Source organism: Bogoriella caseilytica (assembly GCF_003752405.1).
Classification (GTDB): domain Bacteria; phylum Actinomycetota; class Actinomycetes; order Actinomycetales; family Actinomycetaceae; genus Allobogoriella; species Allobogoriella caseilytica.
In genome coordinates this window covers 2,365,363-2,386,396 of sequence record NZ_RKHK01000001.1, presented here as the reverse complement: position 1 = coordinate 2,386,396, position 21,034 = coordinate 2,365,363, and the positions used below count along the sequence as shown (strand labels likewise).

The 21,034-nt window shown below is 70.0% G+C and carries 20 protein-coding genes; 9 read left to right on the top strand and 11 right to left on the bottom strand.

What is annotated here, in order from left to right; all coding sequences use genetic code 11:
- Nucleotides 1-3 precede the first annotated feature (3 nt).
- Both rsrA and EDD31_RS10705 read right to left on the bottom strand, forming a co-directional pair.
- The gene (rsrA, locus tag EDD31_RS10710) at nt 4-342 is read right to left on the bottom strand and encodes a mycothiol system anti-sigma-R factor (RefSeq protein ID WP_123304145.1); all 339 of its coding nucleotides are present in this window, start codon (nt 340-342) and stop codon (nt 4-6) included.
- On the bottom strand, nt 339-995 hold the full coding sequence (locus tag EDD31_RS10705) for a sigma-70 family RNA polymerase sigma factor (protein ID WP_123304144.1): 657 nt from the start codon (nt 993-995) through the stop codon (nt 339-341). The genes rsrA and EDD31_RS10705 overlap by 4 nt, the downstream gene beginning before the upstream one ends.
- 198 nt (nt 996-1,193) lie before the next feature.
- Between EDD31_RS10705 and EDD31_RS10700 the strand changes: the two genes are divergently transcribed.
- From EDD31_RS10700 to hisN, 4 genes are read left to right on the top strand one after another with little or no spacing between them, the layout of a single operon-like run.
- Nucleotides 1,194-1,727, top strand: coding sequence for a DoxX family protein (locus tag EDD31_RS10700; RefSeq protein ID WP_123304143.1), 534 nt, complete (start codon nt 1,194-1,196; stop codon nt 1,725-1,727).
- On the top strand, nt 1,724-3,016 hold the full coding sequence (gene aroA / locus EDD31_RS10695; RefSeq protein WP_123304142.1) for a 3-phosphoshikimate 1-carboxyvinyltransferase: 1,293 nt from the start codon (nt 1,724-1,726) through the stop codon (nt 3,014-3,016). Before EDD31_RS10700 ends, aroA begins: the two co-directional genes overlap by 4 nt.
- Nucleotides 3,017-3,018: 2 nt before the next feature.
- On the top strand, nt 3,019-4,095 hold the full coding sequence (gene rsgA / locus EDD31_RS10690; RefSeq protein ID WP_123304141.1) for a ribosome small subunit-dependent GTPase A: 1,077 nt from the start codon (nt 3,019-3,021) through the stop codon (nt 4,093-4,095).
- Nucleotides 4,096-4,118: 23 nt separating this feature from the next.
- On the top strand, nt 4,119-4,931 hold the full coding sequence (gene hisN / locus EDD31_RS10685) for a histidinol-phosphatase (protein WP_123304140.1): 813 nt from the start codon (nt 4,119-4,121) through the stop codon (nt 4,929-4,931).
- 48 nt (nt 4,932-4,979) lie between these two features.
- On the opposite strand, the gene EDD31_RS10680 is transcribed toward hisN, so the two are convergent.
- Nucleotides 4,980-5,948, bottom strand: coding sequence for a hypothetical protein (locus EDD31_RS10680; RefSeq protein ID WP_123304139.1), 969 nt, complete (start codon nt 5,946-5,948; stop codon nt 4,980-4,982).
- Between the two features lie 165 nt (nt 5,949-6,113).
- Between EDD31_RS10680 and EDD31_RS10675 the strand changes: the two genes are divergently transcribed.
- Both EDD31_RS10675 and EDD31_RS10670 read left to right on the top strand, forming a co-directional pair.
- On the top strand, nt 6,114-7,301 hold the full coding sequence (locus EDD31_RS10675; protein WP_123305429.1) for an exonuclease SbcCD subunit D: 1,188 nt from the start codon (nt 6,114-6,116) through the stop codon (nt 7,299-7,301).
- The gene (locus EDD31_RS10670; protein ID WP_123304138.1) at nt 7,301-10,450 is read left to right on the top strand and encodes an AAA family ATPase; all 3,150 of its coding nucleotides are present in this window, start codon (nt 7,301-7,303) and stop codon (nt 10,448-10,450) included. The genes EDD31_RS10675 and EDD31_RS10670 overlap by 1 nt, the downstream gene beginning before the upstream one ends.
- A gap of 18 nt (nt 10,451-10,468) precedes the next feature.
- Here the strand turns inward: EDD31_RS10670 and EDD31_RS10665 are convergent, their stop codons facing one another.
- From EDD31_RS10665 to EDD31_RS10655, 3 genes are all read right to left on the bottom strand, one after another.
- Complete coding sequence (locus EDD31_RS10665; RefSeq protein ID WP_123304137.1) at nt 10,469-10,930, bottom strand: DUF6912 family protein; 462 nt, start codon at nt 10,928-10,930, stop codon at nt 10,469-10,471.
- An 80-nt stretch (nt 10,931-11,010) separates the two neighbouring features.
- On the bottom strand, nt 11,011-12,297 hold the full coding sequence (locus tag EDD31_RS10660; protein WP_123304136.1) for a CpaE/TadZ family protein: 1,287 nt from the start codon (nt 12,295-12,297) through the stop codon (nt 11,011-11,013).
- Nucleotides 12,294-13,010: an SAF domain-containing protein gene (locus EDD31_RS10655; protein ID WP_148058930.1), complete on the bottom strand. Its 717-nt coding sequence runs from the start codon at nt 13,008-13,010 to the stop codon at nt 12,294-12,296. The genes EDD31_RS10660 and EDD31_RS10655 overlap by 4 nt, the downstream gene beginning before the upstream one ends.
- 131 nt (nt 13,011-13,141) lie before the next feature.
- On the opposite strand from EDD31_RS10655, the gene EDD31_RS10650 reads away from it, so the two are divergent.
- Nucleotides 13,142-13,363, top strand: a complete 222-nt coding sequence (locus tag EDD31_RS10650) for a helix-turn-helix domain-containing protein (protein ID WP_123304134.1) — start codon at nt 13,142-13,144, stop codon at nt 13,361-13,363.
- 18 nt (nt 13,364-13,381) lie between these two features.
- Here the strand turns inward: EDD31_RS10650 and EDD31_RS10645 are convergent, their stop codons facing one another.
- Nucleotides 13,382-13,903 (bottom strand): hypothetical protein, encoded by a 522-nt coding sequence (locus tag EDD31_RS10645; protein ID WP_123304133.1) that lies wholly within the window; start codon nt 13,901-13,903, stop codon nt 13,382-13,384.
- 140 nt (nt 13,904-14,043) lie between these two features.
- Between EDD31_RS10645 and EDD31_RS10640 the strand changes: the two genes are divergently transcribed.
- Both EDD31_RS10640 and EDD31_RS10635 read left to right on the top strand, forming a co-directional pair.
- Nucleotides 14,044-14,850 (top strand): LysM peptidoglycan-binding domain-containing protein, encoded by an 807-nt coding sequence (locus EDD31_RS10640; protein WP_148058929.1) that lies wholly within the window; start codon nt 14,044-14,046, stop codon nt 14,848-14,850.
- On the top strand, nt 14,847-15,245 hold the full coding sequence (locus EDD31_RS10635; RefSeq protein WP_148058928.1) for an Rv3235 family protein: 399 nt from the start codon (nt 14,847-14,849) through the stop codon (nt 15,243-15,245). The genes EDD31_RS10640 and EDD31_RS10635 overlap by 4 nt, the downstream gene beginning before the upstream one ends.
- Nucleotides 15,246-15,247: 2 nt before the next feature.
- On the opposite strand, the gene EDD31_RS10630 is transcribed toward EDD31_RS10635, so the two are convergent.
- The 4 genes from EDD31_RS10630 to hpf form a co-directional block, all read right to left on the bottom strand.
- Nucleotides 15,248-15,925 carry an FMN reductase gene (locus EDD31_RS10630; RefSeq protein WP_123304130.1) on the bottom strand — a complete coding sequence of 226 codons (678 nt, stop codon included), beginning with the start codon at nt 15,923-15,925 and terminating at the stop codon, nt 15,248-15,250.
- Nucleotides 15,925-17,046: an LLM class flavin-dependent oxidoreductase gene (locus EDD31_RS10625; RefSeq protein WP_123304129.1), complete on the bottom strand. Its 1,122-nt coding sequence runs from the start codon at nt 17,044-17,046 to the stop codon at nt 15,925-15,927. Before EDD31_RS10625 ends, EDD31_RS10630 begins: the two co-directional genes overlap by 1 nt.
- A 159-nt stretch (nt 17,047-17,205) precedes the next feature.
- Nucleotides 17,206-20,046, bottom strand: coding sequence for a preprotein translocase subunit SecA (secA, locus tag EDD31_RS10620; RefSeq protein ID WP_123304128.1), 2,841 nt, complete (start codon nt 20,044-20,046; stop codon nt 17,206-17,208).
- 193 nt (nt 20,047-20,239) lie between these two features.
- Nucleotides 20,240-20,980, bottom strand: coding sequence for a ribosome hibernation-promoting factor, HPF/YfiA family (hpf, locus tag EDD31_RS10615; RefSeq protein ID WP_123304127.1), 741 nt, complete (start codon nt 20,978-20,980; stop codon nt 20,240-20,242).
- Between the last annotated feature and the right edge of the window lie 54 nt (nt 20,981-21,034).

Here is a 21,034-nt window from a genome sequence, read left to right as displayed (position 1 = left end):
GGTTCAGGGGGATTTCCGGTCGGTGACACGGAGCACGGTGAGCTGGGAGCGGATGCGCACGCGCAGGGAACTGGGCGCCACCTCCGCGCAGGAACGCCGCACGATCTCCCGAATGTGCTGTTCCGCGTCGGCCGCCTGATGGCAGGTGGGGCACTCCTCGGCATGCCGCCGCAAGCGATGGCATTCACTGTCCTCCAGTTCCGCATCGAGGAACTCGAAGAGATGCTCCATCAGTTCCTCGCAGGAGCACGGGCCGACCTCGCCGGCGCGCGCCCGCACCGCCTGCTCCGCGCGTTCGGTGAGCTGGTCGTCGGCGCCCCCGGGAGTCGGGTTCGCGGTCATGGCCGCACCTCCTCGCTCGTCGTCCGGATTCCGTACTCGCGTGCGTGGTCCACCAGACGTTCGCGCAACTGCCGCCGGCCCCGGTGCAACCGGGACATCACCGTGCCGATCGGGGTGCCCATGATCTCGGCGATCTCCTTGTAGGCGAACCCCTCGACGTCAGCGAGGTAGACGGCCAGCCGGAAGTCCTCGGGCAGGTCGTTCATCGCCGCACGGATGTCCGAGTCCGGGAGCAGGTCCAGGGCCTCGGACTCTGCGGAACGCAGACCGCTCGAGGTGTGCGAGGCGGCACGGTGGATCTGCCAGTCCTCGACCTGCTCGGCGTCGGACTGCAGCGGCTCACGCTGCTTCTTGCGATAGGTGTTGATGAAGGAGTTCGTCAGGATCCGGTAGAGCCAGGCCTTCAGGTTCGTGCCGGGCTTGTACTGGTGGAAGGCCCCGAAGGCCTTGGCGAAGGTTTCCTGGACGAGGTCCTCGGCGTCGGCCGGATTGCGCGTCATCCGCAACGCGGCGCCGTAGAGTTGGTCGAGATAGGGCAGCGCATCCTGCTCGAAGCGCATCACGCGCTCGGCCGCGCTCTCCTGGGCAGGCTCGGCTGACGCAGCGACAGTCTCTCGCCCTGGGCTGGGGGTCTCACTCGGGCCGGTACTCATTACCGACGAGGGTAGCCGTGCGGCGCGCGCCGGGCACGGGGCGAGAGTCGTGGCGGACATATCGGCAGCAACGCCGCGGTCTGTGCAGGTATTCCACGTGCGCCGGGCCGGCCTGCGAGGCCCGGTACTCGAGCGATGAGCCCAGATCCCGGCGCGGACAATTCGCAGGAGTCGGTGATCTGAGTCTAGTTTTGTGTCATGAGCCCTGTGCGAACGATCGCCCGCCCCCTGCTGGCCGCTCCCTTCATCATCGACGGCATCGACGCCGCGGTCCGGCCCGCCCGCCACGTGGAGATCATCACCGAGGATCGCTCCGGCGCCATCTCCGCGGCGCGATCCGTGCTGCAGACCCTCGGCGTGCCCGCCTCGGTCATCGACGCCGCCCTGCAGGATCCCACCGTGTTGGTGCGCGTCTCCGGTGGCGTCACCGCTCTGGCCGGCCTCGCCCTGGCACGCGGCAAGCGCGCCAAACTCGCCGGGGTCTTCCTCGCCGGTCTGGCCGTCAAGACGGCCGTGGCCCGCTACCCGGTCTGGGCAGCCGAGGATGCCGAGGAGCGCGCCGAGATGATCTCTGCGCTGCTCAACCGCGCCGCCGTGGTGGGCGGTCTGCTCTTCGCCGCCGCCGACCGCGACGGCAAGCCCTCACTGGGCTGGCGGCTGGAACACTCCCGGCAGCGCCGCGACGAAATCCTCGCCCTGAGGGATCGCATGAAGAAGCGCTACCGCGGATGACCCAGACCGCTTCACCCTGGCCCGCCCCCAGCGCGCAGGCGCCGCTCGACGCCACCGTCGAGGTTCCGGGTTCTAAGTCCCTGACAAATCGCCATCTGCTCCTGGCAGCGCTGGCCGACTCCCCCACCGAGCTGATCCAGCCGCTGCGTTCCCGCGACAGCGCGCTCATGATCTCGGCCCTGCAAGCACTCGGCGTGACGGTCACGGACACCGACGCGGGCCTGCGGCTGGAGACGGCCCCACTGCGCGGGCCCGCCGAGATCGACGCGGGCCTGGCCGGTACCGTGATGCGTTTTGTGCCGGCCCTGGCGGTCCTGGCGGACGGCGAGATCCGCATCGATGGTGATCCGCGCGCCCGCGAGCGCCCCATGGGGCCGGTCATCCGTGCGCTCCGAGACCTCGGCGCCACGATCGAGGCCTCCGGGCCCCACGGCGAGTCCTTGCCGCTGACGATTCACGCCTCCGGTTCCTTCAACGGCGGGGCGGTGGAACTCGATGCCTCGGCCTCCAGCCAGTTCGTCTCGGCGTTGATGCTCGCGGCTCCGGCTTACCGCCGGGGTGTCGACATCCGGCATGTGGGGGGCGCCTTGCCCTCCCTCCCGCATATCGCGATGACCGCCCAGGTGTTGCGGGAGCGCGGCGTCGAGGTCGACGAGGCAGAGGCACGCTGGCGGGTCTCCCCCGGCACGGTCTCGGGCGGCCGCATCGTGGTCGAACCCGATCTGTCCAACGCCGGACCCTTCCTGGCGGCAGCACTGGCAGCGGGAGGAACCGTGCGCGTGCCGCGCTGGCCGGAGCGGACCACGCAGGCGGGCGACCTGTTGCGCGGGATCCTCACCCGGATGGGCGCAACTGTGGAGCGACAGGGAGACACGCTCGCGGTGACCGGTCCGGCCGACGGTGTCATTCGCGGTCTCGACGTCGACCTCACTGAGGGCGGCGAGCTCGCTCCGACGGTTGCGGCGCTCTGCGCCTTGGCCGCCACTCCGTCCCGGCTGCGCGGGATCGCGCACCTGCGCGGACACGAGACCGACCGGCTCGCCGCGCTGGTCACGGAGATCACCCGGCTGGGAGGAGAGGCGCGGGAGACCCCTGACGGCCTCGAGATCGAGCCGGCCACTCTGCGGGGCGCCGCGGTGGAGACCTATCACGATCACCGGATCGCCACCTTCGCCGCCATCGTGGGCCTGCGCGTGCCCGGGGTGGAGGTCGTCAACGTCGCCACCACCGCCAAGACCATGCCCGACTTCCCTGGGATGTGGCAGGGCATGCTCGGGCAGCGAGCCTGAGCATGGCGCGCGACAGCGGCACCGACGATCCACGGGTACGCATCCGCCCGGACAAACGAGGTTCCCGCCCGCGCACCAAGGTGCGCCCGAGCTACGAGGACGCCGAGCCCGCCATGGTGCTGACCGTGGACCGCGGCCGCTACGGGGTGCTCCTCGACGCCGGGCTGCCGTCGCGACGCGAGATCGTGGCGGTCAAAGCCAAGGAACTGGGTCGCGACGGCGGGCACCGGGGGCAGAGCGCCATCGTCGTCGGTGACCGCGTGCGCGTGGTCGGGGACACCTCAGGCAGCGCCGGAAGCCTGGCGCGGATCGTGGGCCGGGATGAACGCAGCTCCGTGCTGCGACGCTCCCTCGAGGAGTCCGCCAGCGGGTACGAACGCGTCATCGTGGCCAACGCCGACCAGCTCGTCATCGTGGTCGCCGCCGCCCAGCCCGAACCCCGGCCACGCCTGGTGGACCGGTGCCTGGTGGCCGCCTACGACGCCGGCATGGACCCCCTGCTCTGCCTGACCAAGGCCGATCTGGCCGATCCCGCCGAGTTCCTGGAGCGCTACGCCGCGCTCGATGTGCCCTGGGTGATCACCAGTTCGATGACCGATGATCCCCAGCACGACGCCGGCCTGTCCGCCCTGCATGAGCGACTGGCCGGCCGCACCTCAGTGCTGGTGGGCCATTCCGGGGTGGGCAAGTCCACCCTGGTCAACGCCCTGGTCCCAGCGGCCTCGCGAGCCACCGGAGAGGTCAACACGGTCACCGGCCGCGGGCGGCACACGTCGTCCTCGGCGGTGGCGCTCGAACTGACCGGCAGCGGCCACCAGGTCAACGCCGGCTGGATCATCGACACACCCGGCGTGCGCTCCTTCGGACTGCAGCACGTCAAGCCCGAGGATCTGCTCGCGGCCTTCGAGGATCTGGCCGAGGCTGCCACGGCCTGCCCGCGCGGCTGCACCCACGGCGAGGGCGCCCCCGACTGCGCCCTGGACCGGTGGGCCGAACAGGCGGATCCGGCCAGCCGCGCACGGCTCGCCTCCTTTCGCCGGCTGCTGGAATCGCGCACCCCGGAGCAACCAGGGCGCTGACAACTCCCGATAGGGTCAGCCCCATGGCAGTCCAGGCACAGCGCGCGAGCAGGTTCACCGACGATCTGCGCCTCGCGCACGTGATCGCCGACCAGGTCGACGCCCAGACCATGTCGCGCTTCGGCGCCCAGGACCTCACCGTCGAGACCAAGCCGGACCTCACCCCCGTCACCGACGCCGACCGCGCCGCCGAGGAGATCGTGCGCGGCCAGCTCTCCCGGGCCCGGCCACGTGATGCCGTCACCGGTGAGGAGTTCGGAAGCACCGGCCGGTCCGCACGCCGCTGGGTGGTCGACCCGATCGACGGGACCAAGAACTTCGTGCGCGGCGTCCCGGTGTGGGCCACCTTGATCGGCTTGATCGAGGACGACGAGGTGGTGCTCGGCGTGGTCTCCGCTCCGGCGCTCGGACGGCGCTGGTGGGCCGCTCAGGGCTCCGGCGCGTGGACGGGGCGCTCCCTCTCGGCTGCACGACGTCTGCACGTCTCGGCCGTCAGTCAGCTCGAGGATGCCTCGCTGAGCTACTCCTCCCTGGGCGGGTGGGCCGAGCGCGGCTCGCTGCGCTCCTTCCTGTCCCTCGCCGAGCGCTGCTGGCGCACCCGCGCCTACGGTGACTTCTGGTCGTACATGCTGGTGGCCGAGGGCGCGGTGGACGTGGCCTGCGAACCGGAACTCGCGCTGTACGACATGGCCGCCCTGGTGCCGATCGTCATCGAAGCGGGGGGTCGGTTCACCGGCCTCGATGGCCAGGACGGCCCGTTCAGTGGTGACGCCGTGGCTACCAACGGGCTCCTGCACGCGAGCACGCTCGCCGCTCTGAGCGACCAGCGCGACTGAGCCACGCGCCGCCTTCGCGCTCGGGGCATGGCGAGCAGGCGTGCGGGCTCAGCCTTCCGGAAGGTAGGGGTCGTGTGGGATAGGCCGGGTGTCTTCCTCCAAGAAGATCCATGCGCAGGGCGTGTAGTCCCCGCCGGGCTTCTCCTCCCCTGGTGCCGTGTCATAGCCGACGTGGACGAGCATCCAGTTCTCCCGGTAGAGCCACAGGTGACTCCAGACGTCCACCTCGGCGAAGATCGCCGGAGCGGGATCGCGGAGCGGGGTCATGCTTTGCCACGGCCCCGGGTGCAGGTCGAAGTCCTCCACCGGCCAGCCGTCGTCGGTTCCCAGGCGCTGAGGGCAGATGCCCCCGTCGCCCTCGAGCTCGCCGGTGAGCACCGGCCAGTTCTCCTCCAGACGGACCTGCCGGGTGATCTCCACCGGCCCGTCGCTCGCGCAGTCCGGCTGCGGACCGTCCTGATAGCGCAGCGCTTCGGTGATGACGAAAGCGTCCTCCTCCGCGGCGATCTCGAGGACGGTATCCCCGCACCGGGCCATGCGCGCGATCGGGCTCTCGACCTGAACGGCGACCTGCTCGTCGGGATCCCAGGTCCAGATGTAGTAGATCTCCTCGTACCACTGCTGCTCGGAGATGACGATCGCGGCCAGGGCGTCCTCGTGGCCATCGCCGTCGACATCGGCGTAGACAGCGTCGGTGACCTCGAGCGTGCGGTGCTCATGCCCCTCGACAGGAGTCAGATACTCCTCGGTGACAGCCTCGCGCCACTCCAGTGCGGCGAGATCGACGTCGCGAATGGTGAGCCCGGGTTCCTCCGGCTCTTCCGTGTCGTCTTCTTCGGGTTCATCCGATTCCTCAGCTACGGGCTCGACGTGAGGCGTACCCGTCGGCTCCGGCGACGGCTCGGCCTCGGCAGGCGGTGCCTCTGCCGAGCAGGCAGTGAGCAGGAGCGCCGCGGCCAGCACCGAGGAGGTCAACAGGACGGTGACCCGAGCACCCTGAGAACGGCGTGCGGTCACGGGAGATCTCCCTTCGTCCCCCATCGATGTTCACCTCGTGGTGTTCCTCACACGGAGGATAGGGCTGACGCATTGTCCGGTCAAGACCGGCCTCCGGTCCGATCTCGCGCCACCGGCCTCCTGGCGATCCCGGCCGGTGTCCGTGCTGGCCGGTACGGTCCGATCATGCGCATCTTGCACACCTCGGACTGGCATCTGGGGCGCACCCTGCACGGAGCGAGTCTGGCAACGGGGCACGAGACCTTCCTCGACCACCTCCTGGAGGTCGTGCGCGAAGAGTCCGTGGACGCCGTGCTCGTGGCGGGGGACGTCTACGACCGTGCCATCCCGCCGGTGGAATCCGTCGAACTGCTCTCGGATGCCCTGGCGCGCCTGACCGCGCTGACCCGGGTGGTAGTGACGCCAGGCAACCACGACTCGGCGACGCGGCTGGGCTTCGGGGCGCACCTCTATCGCGATCGCGTGGCCCTGCGGGCCCGGGTCGCAGACATCGGCGAACCGGTCGAGCTTCCCGATGCCCAGGGCGATCTGGGCGCCTATGTGTACGCGCTGCCCTATCTCGATCCAGACATGTGCCGTGGCGAGCTCACGGACGAGGACAACGTGATGCCCGCCCGTTCGCACGAGGCGGTCACCGCTGCGGCGATGCGCAGGGTGCGGGCGGATCTGTCCGCGCGCCGGGCACCGACCAGCAAGCGCCGGCCCGCGGTGGCGATGGCACACGCCTTCGTCACCGGTGGCGCAGCGAGCGACTCCGAACGCGACATCCGGGTGGGGGGCGTGGACTCCGTTCCCTCGGGAGTCTTCGCTGGAGCCGGGCTGGACTACGCGGCGCTGGGCCACCTCCATGGCCCCCAGCAGCTCGGCCGGCATGCTGACGAACCCTTGATGCGTTACTCAGGCAGCCCGCTGGCTTTCTCCTTCTCCGAGCGCCACCATGTGAAGTCCTCCGCCCTGATCGAGCTAGGCTCGGGAGGGGTCGAGCGGGTGGAGCTCATCGAGACTCCCGTACTGCGCCCGCTCTCGGAACTGCGCGGCACCCTGGCCGAGCTCCTCTCCGCCGAGCACGACGACCGAACCGACGACTGGATCAAGGCGATCGTGACCGATCCGGTCCGCCCCGAAGGGCTGTACTCCACACTGAAGAAGCGCTTCCCGCACCTCCTGGTGGGGCCGCTCCACGAACCCGAGGGGGTGGAGATCTCGCGGGCCGCCGTCGAGATCGCGCGCCAGGCAAGCCCGGACGAGGTGGCCGGAGAATTCCTGGCGGCCGTCGGCGGTCGCCCGGCTGCGGAGGAAGAACTCGCGGTCGTCCGTGAGGTCTACGAGCAGCTCCGGCAGCGGAGCGCCTGATGCGCCTCCATCACCTGCGCCTGCAGGCCATCGGGCCCTTCCCCGGCAGCCACGAGATCGACCTCGAGGCCCTCGGCGCCTCCGGTCTCTTCCTGCTCGAGGGCCCTACTGGTGCCGGCAAGTCCACCATCATCGATGCGATCGTCTTCGCGCTCTACGGGCAACCCGCCGGTGACGGGGCACCCGAGCGGCTGCACTCCCATCACGCAGCCCCAGGTGTCGCCCCTGAAGTGGAGTTGGTGTTCAGCTGCCACGAAGGCACGTTCCGGGTCTTCCGCTCTCCCAAACACGAGCGCCCGAAGTCTCGCGGCACTGGCACCACTATGCAGAACGCGCGAGCCAAGCTGTGGCGGCTCCCCTCACCGGAGGCCGCCCGCGCAACCGCCGCGAGGAGTGGCCCTGCCGGTCCCGGGAAGAGCGACCCGGACGAACTCGGCGAGCCCGTCAGCTCCAACGTGCAGGAAACGGGCATCGAGATCGATCGAATCCTGCCACTGTCCCGCGAACAGTTCACCCAGACGGTGGTGCTGCCGCAGGGGCGCTTCGCCGACTTCCTCCACGCTCGCCCCGAGGACCGCCGCTCCGTACTCCAGGAGATCTTCGGAACGGCCGTCTATCAGGAGCTCCAAGAACTCCTGCGTGAACAGGCCGGCACGGCCGGCAAGGCCGTGGACGAGGCTGCACGTCAGGTACGTACCGTGGCGGAGGAGTTCGCCCGCTGCGCCTACGAGGAGACAGAGCCGGGTTCTGGCTCGCACGGCCAGGCGGTCATCGACCCGGGTTCGGCAGAACACTTAGCGGCGGAGAGGGCCACACCCGCACCGGAGGATCCCCGTGCTGCCCTGCGCCACGCGGCCGAGACGCCGGAACACGACGATCTCCTCCGGTTGGCCAAGGAGGCCCGCGCCACCTGGTCCCAGCGCAGCGAGGAGGCCGCCGCCGCGCACCACAGCGCTCGCGCGGCCGAGGAACAGGCGCGTACCGCATTCGACGCCGCCCGCGCGCTCGCCGACCGGTTGCGACGGCGCGAGGCGCTCCTGGCCGATCAGAAGACGGTCGAGCAGCGCAGCGCCGACATCGCCCAGGACCGTGAGCGCCTCGACGTGGCGCGCCGCGCCGCGCGGGTGGCCCCCGCGTCGGAAGCCCACGCACAGCGCCGCGTCCGCCAGCAGGAGGAGGCGCGCCAGCTGGCGCAGAACCGGGAGGCGGCGGCCAGCCACGGCATCGACGTGGAGGCCGACCATGAAGCACTCCACCAGCGCCTTGACGACCTCCTCGCCCACGGTGGCGGACTCGAGGCCCCGGCACAGCTCGAGGCCGGGATCCCGGAACGCCGCGCTGCGCTCACCGTGCTGCGCGACGAGCTGGACACGGCCGAGCGACAGCAGCGCACACTCGCAGAGCGCCTCGACCAGCGGCCCGCCCAGCGCGACCAGCTCCACGATCAGTGGCGCAAGCTGGCCGGCGCACCCGTCGCGGTCGAACGCGCAGAGGCGGCGCTGGCCGACGCCCGGGAGACCCTGCAGCTCGTCGAGCAGGCCGAAGAGGCCGCTCGGGCGATGACGACTGCCCACGAGGCTGCCACGGCGTGCGCGGAGGCGGACCGGACGGCTGCGGCAGCCGTGGCCGCTGTGCATCAGCGACGCCTCACCGGCATGGCGGGTGAGCTCGCACAGGAGCTGGAAAGCGGTCAGCCCTGCGCCGTCTGCGGCTCCCGCGAGCATCCTGAGCCTGCGCAGCTGACCGCCGAACATCCCGGCGAAGAGGAGATCGACCTCGCCGAGGCCACGGCGCGCCGGGCCAGGGAGGCACACAGCGCGGCCGCTGCGCTACTCGCCGAGCGCCGGGCCACCTACGCCAGCCTGCACGAACGTTCGGCAGGGCAGTCCAGCACGGACGCCGAGCAGCGCGTGGTCGCCGCCCGCGACGAGCTGACCGGGGCACAGCAGCGCGAGGCGGAACGTCGCGCCGCTGAGCGGACGCTGGAGAAGCACGACGAGGGCACGGCTGCGCTGCGCACCGAACTCAGCAGCGCGGAGTCTGCCCTGGGCGCGCTGCGCGCACGCGTCAGTGCTCAGGCAGCGCAGCTGGAACAGGACGAGGCCACCTGTCGTGCGGCGCGGGAAGGGTATGGATCCGTCGCCGAGCGACTCGCCGCCTTGCACGACAGCTCCCAGGCCCTGCGACGCTATCTCCGCACCCTGGATCGCGAGTCGGTGGCGCGGACCGAGCTGCGCCAGGCCGAGTGGGAGTTGGCCGAGCGCCTGAACGAGGAGGGGTTCGACGACGCCAACGCCGCCGCAGCCGCGCAGCTGCCCGAGCCGCAGATCGCGGCCCTCGAGACTGCGATCGGTGAGCACCACAGCGAGGTGCGGCGCATCGAGCAAGGTCTGGCCGACCCGGAGATCCAGGCCGTCGCCGAGGCTCCCGAACCGGATGTCGAGGCGGCGGGCCGCGCTCATACCGCCGCGCTGGCTGCGGCCGATGAAGGCTCCGGGCAGGCCCAACTCGCGGCCGAGCGCTGCCGCCAGGTGCATGAGACGGCGGACCGATTGGTCTCAGCCCTCACGGAGTTCCGGCGCGCCGAGCGGGAGGCCGGGCCGGTGCGCCGGGTGGCCGCCCTCGCCACGGCCGGGGAGGGGAACCTCCGCGGTCTCACGCTGGCCACCTACGTCCTGCTGCATCGCTTCGAGGATGTGGTTGCCGAGGCGAACGAGCAGTTGCGCGCCATCTCTGCCGGCCGCTACGCACTGGAGCGGATCGATGAGCGAGAAGGGGGGCAGCGCACCCGCCGCACCGGGCTGGGCCTGCAGATCATGGATTACCGCACCGATGAGGCGCGTAACCCGCGCACCCTCTCCGGCGGAGAGACCTTCTATGTCTCCCTCTGCCTCGCGTTGGGGCTGGCGACCGTGGTGCTCAAGGAGCGCGGTGGTGTGGAGCTGGGCACGCTGTTCATCGACGAGGGCTTCGGTTCTCTGGACCCGGACACTCTCGACTCGGTCATGAGCGTCCTGCATTCGTTGCGCGAGAACGGCCGGACGGTGGGGGTGATCTCGCATGTGAGCGAGATGAAGAGCCGGATTCCTGATCGGGTGACCATCCGGCGGAAGCCAGACGGCTCCTCCACGCTGGACCTCACGGGTTGAGGTGGTCTCGGGCGACTGCTAGGAACGGAGTTCGGCGAGCAGCGCGGCGCGCTCGCTGACGTCGAACCACAGCAGGTCGTGCTCCGCTGCCCGGTCCAGAGCGGCCTCGTCCCCGGTGATCGCCGCGGTGACGTCAGCCTCGGCCTCCGGTGCGTCGAGCAGAATCGCCACCACCAGGTTCCAGGCGACCGGCACCTGCACCTCCACGGCCGTCTCGAGATGGTCGGGGCCTTCGGCGCGCTGGCAGACCGCGGCCGGCAGATCAGCAGCGATCACCAGGCGTCGCGGCGGCTCGTTCTCGGCGCGAGCGAGCAGGCGCACCGAATCATCGGCTGCGGCCAGCGTGGCGGTCAGCTCCAGGCCTTCCTCGTCCTCCTCGGGCAGGGCCCGGGCCAGATCGTCGGTGACCGAGTGCGCCAGGCGAGGCGTCAGGTGATCGCTGGCGAGATCGGCTGCGATGGCCGGGAGGTAGACGCGCATGCCGCCAGTCTGTCAGCCGCCAGGCGTGGAGCGCAGCATCTGGCGCGACGCGGCCACGCGCGGGACGACTCCTCCCGATGTCACGGCTGGGCGCGAGCCAGAAGGCCGCGCCGACGACGTCGGCGCCTCCGCTCGCCGGCAAGCCGTGCGGCCAGGAGTTCGATCCCCTGCCAGGCCGCGGAGTCCGGCGCCACCTCGCTCAGTGCGCGCCCTTCGAGCATCGCTCTGTCGTAAACGGGCCCGTCCTCGGGGACCAGGATCGCGTCCTCCACGCCGGCGAAACGTGCCAGCGCCTCGTGCACGGTGCGTTTCGGCGGGCCGCCACTGGCACTCGCACGGACCCGGTTGACCACCACCACCCGCTCGTCGAAGGCCAGCCCGGCGTCTTCGGCCTCTGCCAGGGCGGCGACCAGTCGTCTCACCCCGGTCGGGTCGCCTGCGCCCACGATCACCACGGTGTCGGCTCCTTCGAGCGCCGACATCGTGGCCTCGTGGCGCTTGCCTCCGTAGCTGGGCATCCCCTCGTCCGGCTCATCCAGGGCGGATCCGATGTCGATCACGGTCCAGGCCGCAGCCGCGCGGGCGACCTCCCACACCGTGTCCAGTGCGGCGGCGGGCAGCTCTCGCCATCGCGCCGCGCGAGTCAGTCCCGTCATGACATGGAGCCGCTCCCCCAGGCTGGGACAGGCACGCAGGAGGCTCTGTGGCTCCAGCCGCCCCGTGCCGGCCAGGCGGGACACGGCCGCGATGGCGGAGGAGTCGGCGAGAATGCCGAGGGTCTGCGCCACCGATGGTGCTTGGGTGTCGGCGTCGGCCAGGATCACCGGTGCAGCGCTTTCCCCGATATCGGCCAGCGCGTGCGCCAGGTTCACGGCCACACTCGTGCGCCCCGGAGCGCCCGGAGGACCCCACACCGCAATCACCCGCCCGCTGACACTCCCGGGTTCCTCAGCCACGAGTGTCTCGTCCTCACCCGCAACCAGGGCCGGCGGTTCTGCTGGCAACTCAGCACCCTGCTCACCTTCCGGGCCGGCGAGCCGCTCAATGGTCTCAGCCAGAGCGGTGGCAGATCCGGCCGGTTCGGCTGCTGCGGCCCCCAGGGCGCTGCTGCGCGTGAGAGCGGGAGGGTCGGCAGCCACCACGAGGGTGCGGCATCCGAGGTCACGCAACTGAGCGACCAGCTGGCGGTCGGCCAGCTCATCGCGGATCACGGCCAGGGTGGCGATTCCGGCGCCGGCTGCGGCGAGCACTTCGGGAATGTCCGCGCAGCGGCGCACCACCTCGGCAGAGGAGCCCGGTGCACTGAGCTGGCGGATCAGCGCCACCTCGAGCTTCTCCGGCAGGGCGAGGAGCACGCCGGTCTTCATGGCGCGCCCGCCGCACCCTCGTCGGCCTCGGAAACGGTGTCGACGTCGCCACGCTCCTCGAGCTCGATACCTCCACCTGAGGGCGCCACCGGGACCACCACGAGGCTGCCCTCGGCCGCCACCGCCGCGAGCGCGTCGGCGAGCGACTCACCCGGGATCAGCAGTTCCACGGCAGTGGCCCGTCCGCTGAGGAACATCCCGTCATCGTCGAGGACCTCGGCGATGATGACATCCTCGACGACCAGGGCCGGATGCTCCGCCTCCTCGCGCGCGGAGGAGGCGGACGGGAGGCGCCACAGGTCCACGCTGGTGCCCGGGGGCAGCTGAGTGGGCAAGGCGCCGTCGAGCTCGACGACCAGGGGCCGCATGCCGGTGGCGCCGGGCTGCCCGACCGCGCCGCGTGGCAACAGCTCACCTGGGCCGATCGCGCGCAGCATGGTGGCCGCGCCCTCGAGTTCGCCCGGGCGTAGGTAGTGGTCGCCCACCTCACCCAGGCGCACCTCGCGCAGCACAAGATCCTCCGCCTGGACCACTGCGCCGGGCATCACCGCCTCGGCGGTGGCGTAGACCGGTTCGGTGGCACCGGCATCGCGCACGGCCCAGACACCAAGAGCGACCGAGGCGGCCACGAGGGCCACGCCCACGCCCAGTCGTGGATCGCGCCAGCCCGGCCGGCGCATGCGACGCGCGGTCGGCGGTTCGTTGGCCGTCATCATCCCCCCAGATGGTTCATGTGGTGAGCACATGGTGCCGTGGGATGGGAGTTTCGCCAAGCTCGCACCGAGTTTTCCACAAGAGGACCTGCGGGTGCCGGGCTCAGCGGTGAGGGTGCGATCATGGGACCATGCCGGGACGCTTCCTCACCCTCGCCGACGTCGCCGAGACCTTGGCCGTGTCCGTGACTCAAGCCCGCGCACTGGTGCGCTCCGGAGAGCTCCGTGCCATTCAGGTGGGCGGACGTGGGCAGTGGCGCGTGGAGGATGCCGCGCTGGAGGAGTACATCGCGCAGCAGTATCAGCGCACCCGTGAGCGGATCGACGCCGGCGGGGATCTGGACTCCAACTGACTCGGGCGCCCGTTGCCCTCAGAGTGAACTGACCACGGCCAGCGCACCGAAGGCCACCGTCAGCACGCCCGCCTCGGTGCGTAGGTCAAGGTGGTCCCGGCCCACGCGCACGATCCGCCCGGAGTAGCTCCCGGCCTCGCATGCCACGCTCACGGTGGCGCCTTCTCGGGCGATGGCACGTACCACCCTGGCCAGGCCCAGGCGCCGATCCACCTCGCCCGGAGGTGGGGCGACCGCGCCGAGAGGCTGCGCCATCTGGATCGCTGTGATCGGCACCAGCGAGCGCCGCCTTCCGGCACCGAGGAGCACCCAGTGCGGTCCGGCGTCCAGCACGATTCCGGCGACGTCGTCGCCGGAGCGCAACCGCAAGCGCAGCTGATCACCACGCCGCGCGCGGAGCCGATCAGCGAGCTCAGTGCTCGCTGTCTCCGCCTCGAGCAACTCGGCTGCCACCACCGCGTGTTCTGCACGCTCAGCCGCCTCCAGGCCAGCCGACAGCTCCTCGATCAGCGATTCCCACTCCTGCGCATGTTCTCCCACAGCACCACGCTATCGAGCAGCCGCCACCGTCCACACCCCTTGCCTGTCCGTCGTTCATGCACTACAAATGCTCTCAACAAGAGTTAAACATCATCAAATGACATCAAACGCCATCGGAGACGCACATGCAGGGGGTCCAGATGCCGCACGACAGAGGACGAGCCGCCATCGGCACCGTGGCCGGGCTGGGCCTCTCCGGCTGCTTCGCCCTGATCACCCACGGGCAGATCGCCACACTCGGCGCAGCCCCCGCGCCCGCCGACGTCATCGCGGTAGCCATCGTGGGCCTGGGCGCCGCGCTCGCCGCATGGCACGGCCTCACCTACGCAGCGCTCCTGACGCTGCGGAGGGTGCAGCGCGGGCGACTGCGCCCCTCACCCGCGACCGGGCGCAACTGCGTGACACCTCACCCGCGGTTCGCCGAACGGTGCCTCCGCGCCGGTGTCCTCCGCTGGGGCTTCCCCGTGGCGCGCCGAGCGATCCTTGGTGCGGCCATGGCTGGCACGGGAGCAAGTCTGACGGCGCTTCCTGCCCATGCCACGCCAGAGGTCGACGAGGACCTCGGCTGGACAGCGATGGTCACCGAGACCGCGGCAGACAGCCACGAGGCCGTGGCGGCCGACCACACTGCGGGCCCGGCAGACGAGCCCGTAGAGGACCCTTCCGACCAGCCTGCCGACGATCTGGCACCCCCAGGAACTGACCACGCCTCATCTGAGGAGACCGCGGGGCCCAGCTCCCACGCCACGCACGACGTGCAGCCCGGCGAGAGCCTGTGGAGCATCGCTGCCACACATCTGGGCGACGACGCCGGCGAGGCCGAGATCGCTGCGGCCTGGCCGCAGTGGTACGCGGAGAACCGCGCGGCCATCGGAGACGACCCCGATCTCATCCACCCCGGCCTGGTGCTCGACAGGCCGGCCGTCAACCCCGAGGAGCACGCATGAGCACAGCAGTCATCGCCCCCGCCCAGCCAATCCCACCGGCGCCGACGTCTCCGGCAACCGCGGCGGAGCTGCCCGACCCGGCCCCCTGGGCAGGAACACTGGTGCGCAACACGGTGGAGGTGCTGCAGGGCCTGAGGCCGGCCGGCCAGCTGATGCGCTGGCTCACGCCACCGCTCTACGATCGCGTGGCCCACCAGGCCGCCCCACCGGAACGCAGGCCCCGGCACCGGCTACCGCGGCGCGCGACGGTGCGACGCGTCCGGGTCTGCGAGGTGAGCCCCGGGGTGGTCGAGGCCGCCGTCATCCTGCACGACGGCGCCCACCTCCGCGCGGCAGCCGTGCGTCTGGAGGCGCGCCGCACCCGATGGTGCGTGACCGCCTTGCAGATCGGCTGAGCTCAATGCCCGAGCTGGCCCAGCATCTGACCGAAATCGGGCGTCCCGTCGAAAAGGTCACCCGACTGGCGCACGGGGTTCGCCGCAACCCTGTCCGCCAGTTCGCGACCGGCACGGTGGATTCGCCGCGGCAACCCTTCGGTCTGGGCCGCATCGTGGTGGGACTTCGGCGAGGGGCCGGCGTCCGTACCGGCCCAGTCCTCGGTGGCAGCAAAAACCGAGGTCGTCACCACCTCGGCCCGCAGATAGGTCAGCAGCGGCCGCAGGGAGTACTCCAGTGCCAGCGAGTGGCGGGCCGTACCACCGGTGGCGCCGAGCACCACGGGCACGCCCCGGAGTGCGTCGTGATCGAGGATGTCCAGGAAGGACTTGAACAGGCCGGAGTAGGTGGTGGTGAACACCGGGGTGACCAGAATCAGACCGTCAGCCGCGGTGACGCGCCCGAGCACCTCGTCCAGCTCACCGGAGGCGAAGCCCGTGAGCATCGCATCCACGATGGCGTGGGCATGCCCGCGCAGCTCCACGATCTCGGTGTCGACGCCCACCCCCTGCTCTGCCAGAGCATCGCTGGTGCCACCGAGCAGCCGCTCAGCCAGCATCCGCGTGCTGGACGGCTGCCCGAGACCGGCTGACACGGCCACTAGCGAGCGGCGCGTGGCACCCGACTCTCCAGCGACCATCAGGACTCATCCCGATTGACCGGCGCGGCCCCCACCGTGGCCAGATCCCGACCAGCGGCGACCCGCTCGGTATGGCTCGGCGGATTCGCCGGCACCCCTTCAGGCCGCTTGGCGTCGAACTCCTGCCGGAGGGCGGGGACGATCTCCCCGGCCAGGATGTCGATCTGCTCCAGCACGGTCTTCAGCGGCAGGCCGGCGTGGTCGATCAGGAACAGCTGGCGCTGGTAGTCGCCGACGTGCTCCCGCATGGCCGCGTACCGGTCGATCACCTGCTGGGGGGATCCCACGGTGAGCGGGGTCTGAGAGGTGAAGTCCTCCATCGAGGGCCCGTGACCGTACACCGGCGCGTTGTCGAAGTACGGGCGGAACTCGTCCCAGGCCTGCTGAGAGTTCTTCCGCGCGAAGAACTGTCCGCCCAGGCCCACAATGGCCTGGTCCGCACGGCCGTGCCCGTAGTGCTCGAAGCGTTCGCGGTAGTACTGCACCATCCGGCTGGTGTGAGTGGTGGGCCAGAAGATGTTGTTGTGGAAGAAACCGTCGCCGTAGAAGGCAGCCTGCTCGGCGATCTCCGGCGAGCGGATCGAGCCGTGCCAGACGAAGGGCGCCACCCCGTCGAGAGGGCGGGGCGTCGCCGTGAAGCCCTGCAGCGGGGTACGGAAACGGCCCTCCCAGTCCACGACGTCCTCGGTCCACAACCGGCGCAGCAGCGCATAGTTCTCGATCGCGAGGTTGATGCCCTGCCGGATGTCCTGACCGAACCAGGGATAGACCGGGCCGGTGTTCCCGCGGCCCATCATCAGATCCATGCGGCCCTTCGCGAGCACCTGGAGCATCGCGTAATCCTCGGCGATCTTCACCGGGTCGTTGGTGGTGATCAGCGTGGTGGAGGTCGAGAGCAGGATGTTCTCGGTCGTCCCGGCGAGGTAGCCCAGCAAGGTGGTCGGCGAAGAGGCGACGAATGGCGGGTTGTGGTGCTCCCCCGTGGCGAACACATCGAGCCCGGCCTGGTCGGCGTGCTGAGCGATGGTGACCATCGAGCGCACCCGCTCGGTGTCATCGGGGGCGCGCCCGGTACGGGGATCCGGGGTGATGTCACTGACGGAGAAGATGCCGAATTGCACGAGGGCTCCAGACGAAGGTTGCTCAGTGATCGATGCGTTTGCATCGATCATGCTATCGCAGTCAACGCGGTGCCCCCTCAGGCTATTCCCGCTCGAGCTCACGCGCGCGGGCCCGGGGCTGGTTGCCCCGGGCCCGCGCGCCCCGTGGTCATGGGCGGTTCAGCGGTTCTTCTTCGCTGCCTTGGCTGCGGCCCGGCGCTGTTCGCGGTTCCCCCCGGCCGCGCCCCCGGCCTCGTCGTCCCCACCCGAGGCGGAGGCGGAGTAGCTGAGCTTGGTGGGCTTGACAGGAGCTTCCAGGCCGAGCAGCGCGTCGATCTCCTCGGGAGTGCGCTCCTTCTTGGCCGGGCTCTGCGCGCCTTCTCCCGTGCCGGCCTCGGCTGCACCGCCCGCGCCCGCTTGGGCGGCACCAGCCGCGACTGCTGTGGCTGCGGCCGAGGCCGCGGTCACCTGGGGGCCATCGGCGCTCTCCGCGGTCTGCTTCTTGAGTTCCACCTTGAAGAGCCGCTGGACGGCGTCTTCCTTGATGGCTCCGCTCATGGCCTTGAACAGCTCGTAGCCTTCGCGCTGGTACTCCACAAGCGGGTCACGCTGCGCCATGGCACGCAGGCCGATGCCGTTCTTGAGGTAGTCCATTTCATAGAGGTGGTCACGCCACTTGCGGTCCACCACCGAGAGCAGCACCCGCCGTTCGAGCTGGCGCATCACCTCGGGGCTCAGCTCCTCCTCGCGACTCTCGAAGGCGACCTTCACGTCCGAGGTGAGCTCCCGCTCGAGCATCTCCACACTGAGCCGGGTCACTGAGCCTGCCTCTTCCACCAGATCCTCGATGGTCACCGACACCGGGTAGGTGTCCTCCAGGTCTCGCCAGAGCGCGTCGAGGTCCCATTCCTCGGGAGCCCCGGTGGCGTAGGAGGACACCAAGCCGGTGACGACCTCGCGGCCGAAGCGCTGGAAGGTCTCGGAGATGTCCGCACCCTCGAGTACGCGGCGCCGCTCGGCGTAGACCGTCAGCCGCTGCTTGTTGAGCACGTCGTCGTACTTGAGCACGTTCTTGCGCGACTCCTGGTTGCGCGCCTCGATCTGCGCCTGCGCGTTCGCGATGGTGCGGCTGACCACCTTGAACTCCAGCGGAGTGTCATCGGGGGCCGAATCCATGACCCGGGCGGCCATGCCGGAGTTGAAGACCCGCATCAAGTCGTCCTCGAAGGACAGGTAGAAGCGGGACTCACCGGGGTCGCCCTGACGCCCGGAACGACCACGCAACTGGTTGTCGATCCGCCGCGACTCGTGACGCTCGGTGCCCAGCACGTAGAGGCCGCCGAGCTCGACGACCTCCTCGTGCTCGGCGGCCACCGCCTGCTGGGCCTTCTCCAGCACCCCGTCCCAGTGCGCCTCGTATTCCTCGGGCGCCTCCACCGGGTCAAAACCACGCTCACGCATCTCGGCGATGGCGAGGTGCTCGGCGTTGCCACCGAGCATGATGTCGGTACCGCGGCCGGCCATGTTGGTGGCCACGGTGACCGCGCCCTTGCGCCCTGCCATCGCCACGATCGCCGCCTCGCGCTCGTGCTGCTTGGCGTTGAGCACCTCGTGGGGCACTCCCTTCTTGCGCAGCAGCTTGGAGAGCGTCTCGGACTTCTCGACGCTGGTGGTGCCCACCAGCACCGGCTGGCCCGCGGCATGACGCTCGGCGATGTCCTCGACGATGGCGTTGAACTTCTGGCTCACGCCCTTGTAGATCACATCGGACTGGTCGACGCGCGCCATGGGCTTGTTGGTGGGTATGGGCACCACGCCCATCTTGTAGGTGTTCTGGAACTCCGCAGCCTCGGTCTCCGCGGTGCCGGTCATGCCGCCGAGCTTGTCGTAGAGCCGGAAGTAGTTCTGCAGGGTCACGGTGGCCAGGGTCTGGTTCTCGGCCTTGATGGCCACACCCTCCTTGGCCTCGATGGCCTGGTGCAGCCCCTCGGAGTAGCGCCGGCCGGAAAGCACACGCCCGGTGTGCTCGTCCACGATGAGGACCTCGCCGTTCTTGACGATGTAGTCCTTGTCGCGCCGGTAGAGCTCCTTGACCTTGATGGCATTGTTCAGGAAGCCGATCAAGGGGGTGTTGAGCGACTCGTAGAGGTTGTCGATGCCGAGGTGGTCCTCGACCTTCTCGATGCCGGCTTCGAGCACGCCCACGGTCCGCTTCTTCTCGTCGACCTCGTAGTCGACATCGCGTTCCATCCGCAGCACGAGCTTGGCGAACTCGGGGTACCACTTGTTCTGGTCGCCCTGCGCGGGCCCGGAGATGATCAGCGGCGTCCTGGCCTCGTCGATGAGGATCGAGTCCACCTCGTCGACGATCGCGAAGTGATGGCCGCGCTGGACCAGGTCTTCCATGGCCGAGGCCATGTTGTCGCGCAGGTAGTCGAAGCCGAACTCGTTGTTCGTGCCGTAGGTGATGTCGGCGGCGTACTGCTCGCGTCGCTCGGCCGGCTTCTGGCCGTTGAGCACGGTGCCGGTACTCATGCCGAGGAAGCGGAAGACACGGCCCATCAGCTCGCTCTGATAGCTGGCGAGATAGTCGTTGACGGTCACGACGTGAACGCCCTTGCCGGTCAGGGCGTTGAGGTAGGCCGGCAGAGTGGCCACCAGGGTCTTTCCCTCACCGGTCTTCATCTCGGCGATGTTGCCCAGATGCAGCGCGGCCCCACCCATGACCTGCACGCGGTAGTGGCGCTGGCCCAGCGTGCGCGAGGCGGCTTCCCGGACGACGGCGAAGGCCTCCGGGAGGAGGTCGTCGAGCGACTCCCCGTCCGCGTGGCGCCCCTTGAGGATGTCGGTCTGCTCGCGCAGCTCCTCGTCGGTCAGGTCCGCGACCGTCTCCTCGAGTTGGTCGACCTGGTCAGCGATGGCAGTGAGCTTCTTGAGCACCCGCCCCTCACCCATCCGGAGGATCTTGCTGAGGATGGACACTCGGACTCCTTGCGTCTTGGGCAACTGGGCCTGCGGCATCGCACATGCGGTGCCCGACCCATGGTAGGCCGCACTCCGGCGCCTCGTGGTACGGAGGTGCTGCGCTGAGCGCGAACCGCTGCGGTCGGCCGGCTCACTGCGGAGTGACAGCACACGGCCGGGCGCTGATGCCGCGCCCGGCCGTGTGGCGGCCGCTTCGGGCCGCTCGAGGTGGAGACCCCGCGATCGTTGTTCAGCCGAGAATCGAGGCCGGGTCGCGTTCCACGGTGGAATGGGCCTGGCTGTCCTGGGACAGCAACCCTTCACTGCCGGCCACCACGGTATTGAGGCGGATAACGCCGTAGGTATAGCCGCGGCGGTGATAGACCGCGCAGGGCTGGCCGGTGTCGGCGTCGATGAAGAGGAAGAAGGGATGCCCGACCAGCTCCATCTCATACAGGGCCTGATCGACCGTCATCGGTTCGGCGTCATGGAGCTTGTGCCGCACCAGGACGGGCGAGTCGCCCAGCTGCGTCTCGATGGCCTCCCCGGGCTGAGTGGGCGCGGACCGTACATCCGGGGCGATGGCGTCACCGGCGGCCTCGGGCACGCCATTGCTCTGCGGCAACGGCACGATCGCCTCGGCGGGCACGGGCTCCATCTGTCGGCGGCCGCGGGAGCGGGGGCGGTGACGGTCCTTCTGACGGTCACGCACGCGACGTAGTCGCTCGAGGAGCTTTCCAGTGGCCAGGTCCAGCGCTCCGTAGCGATCGGAGCTCCGCGCCTCAGCGCGCACCACCGGCCCACGATCCCGGACGGTGATCTCCACCCGGTCGGAGGTCTCGGACTGGCGTGGATTGGGCTCGTGGGTCAACTCGACCTCGATGCGCTGGGCCTTCGGGGCGAGCTGCTCGACCTTGGACAACTTCGTCTCGACGGTCTCAGTGAAGCGTTCACTGATCTCGGCATTGCGGCCGGTGACGACGATCTCCATGGATGTCCTCCTCATTGCGGACGGGGAAGCGGCTTCCCCGCGGTTAGTGTTCCC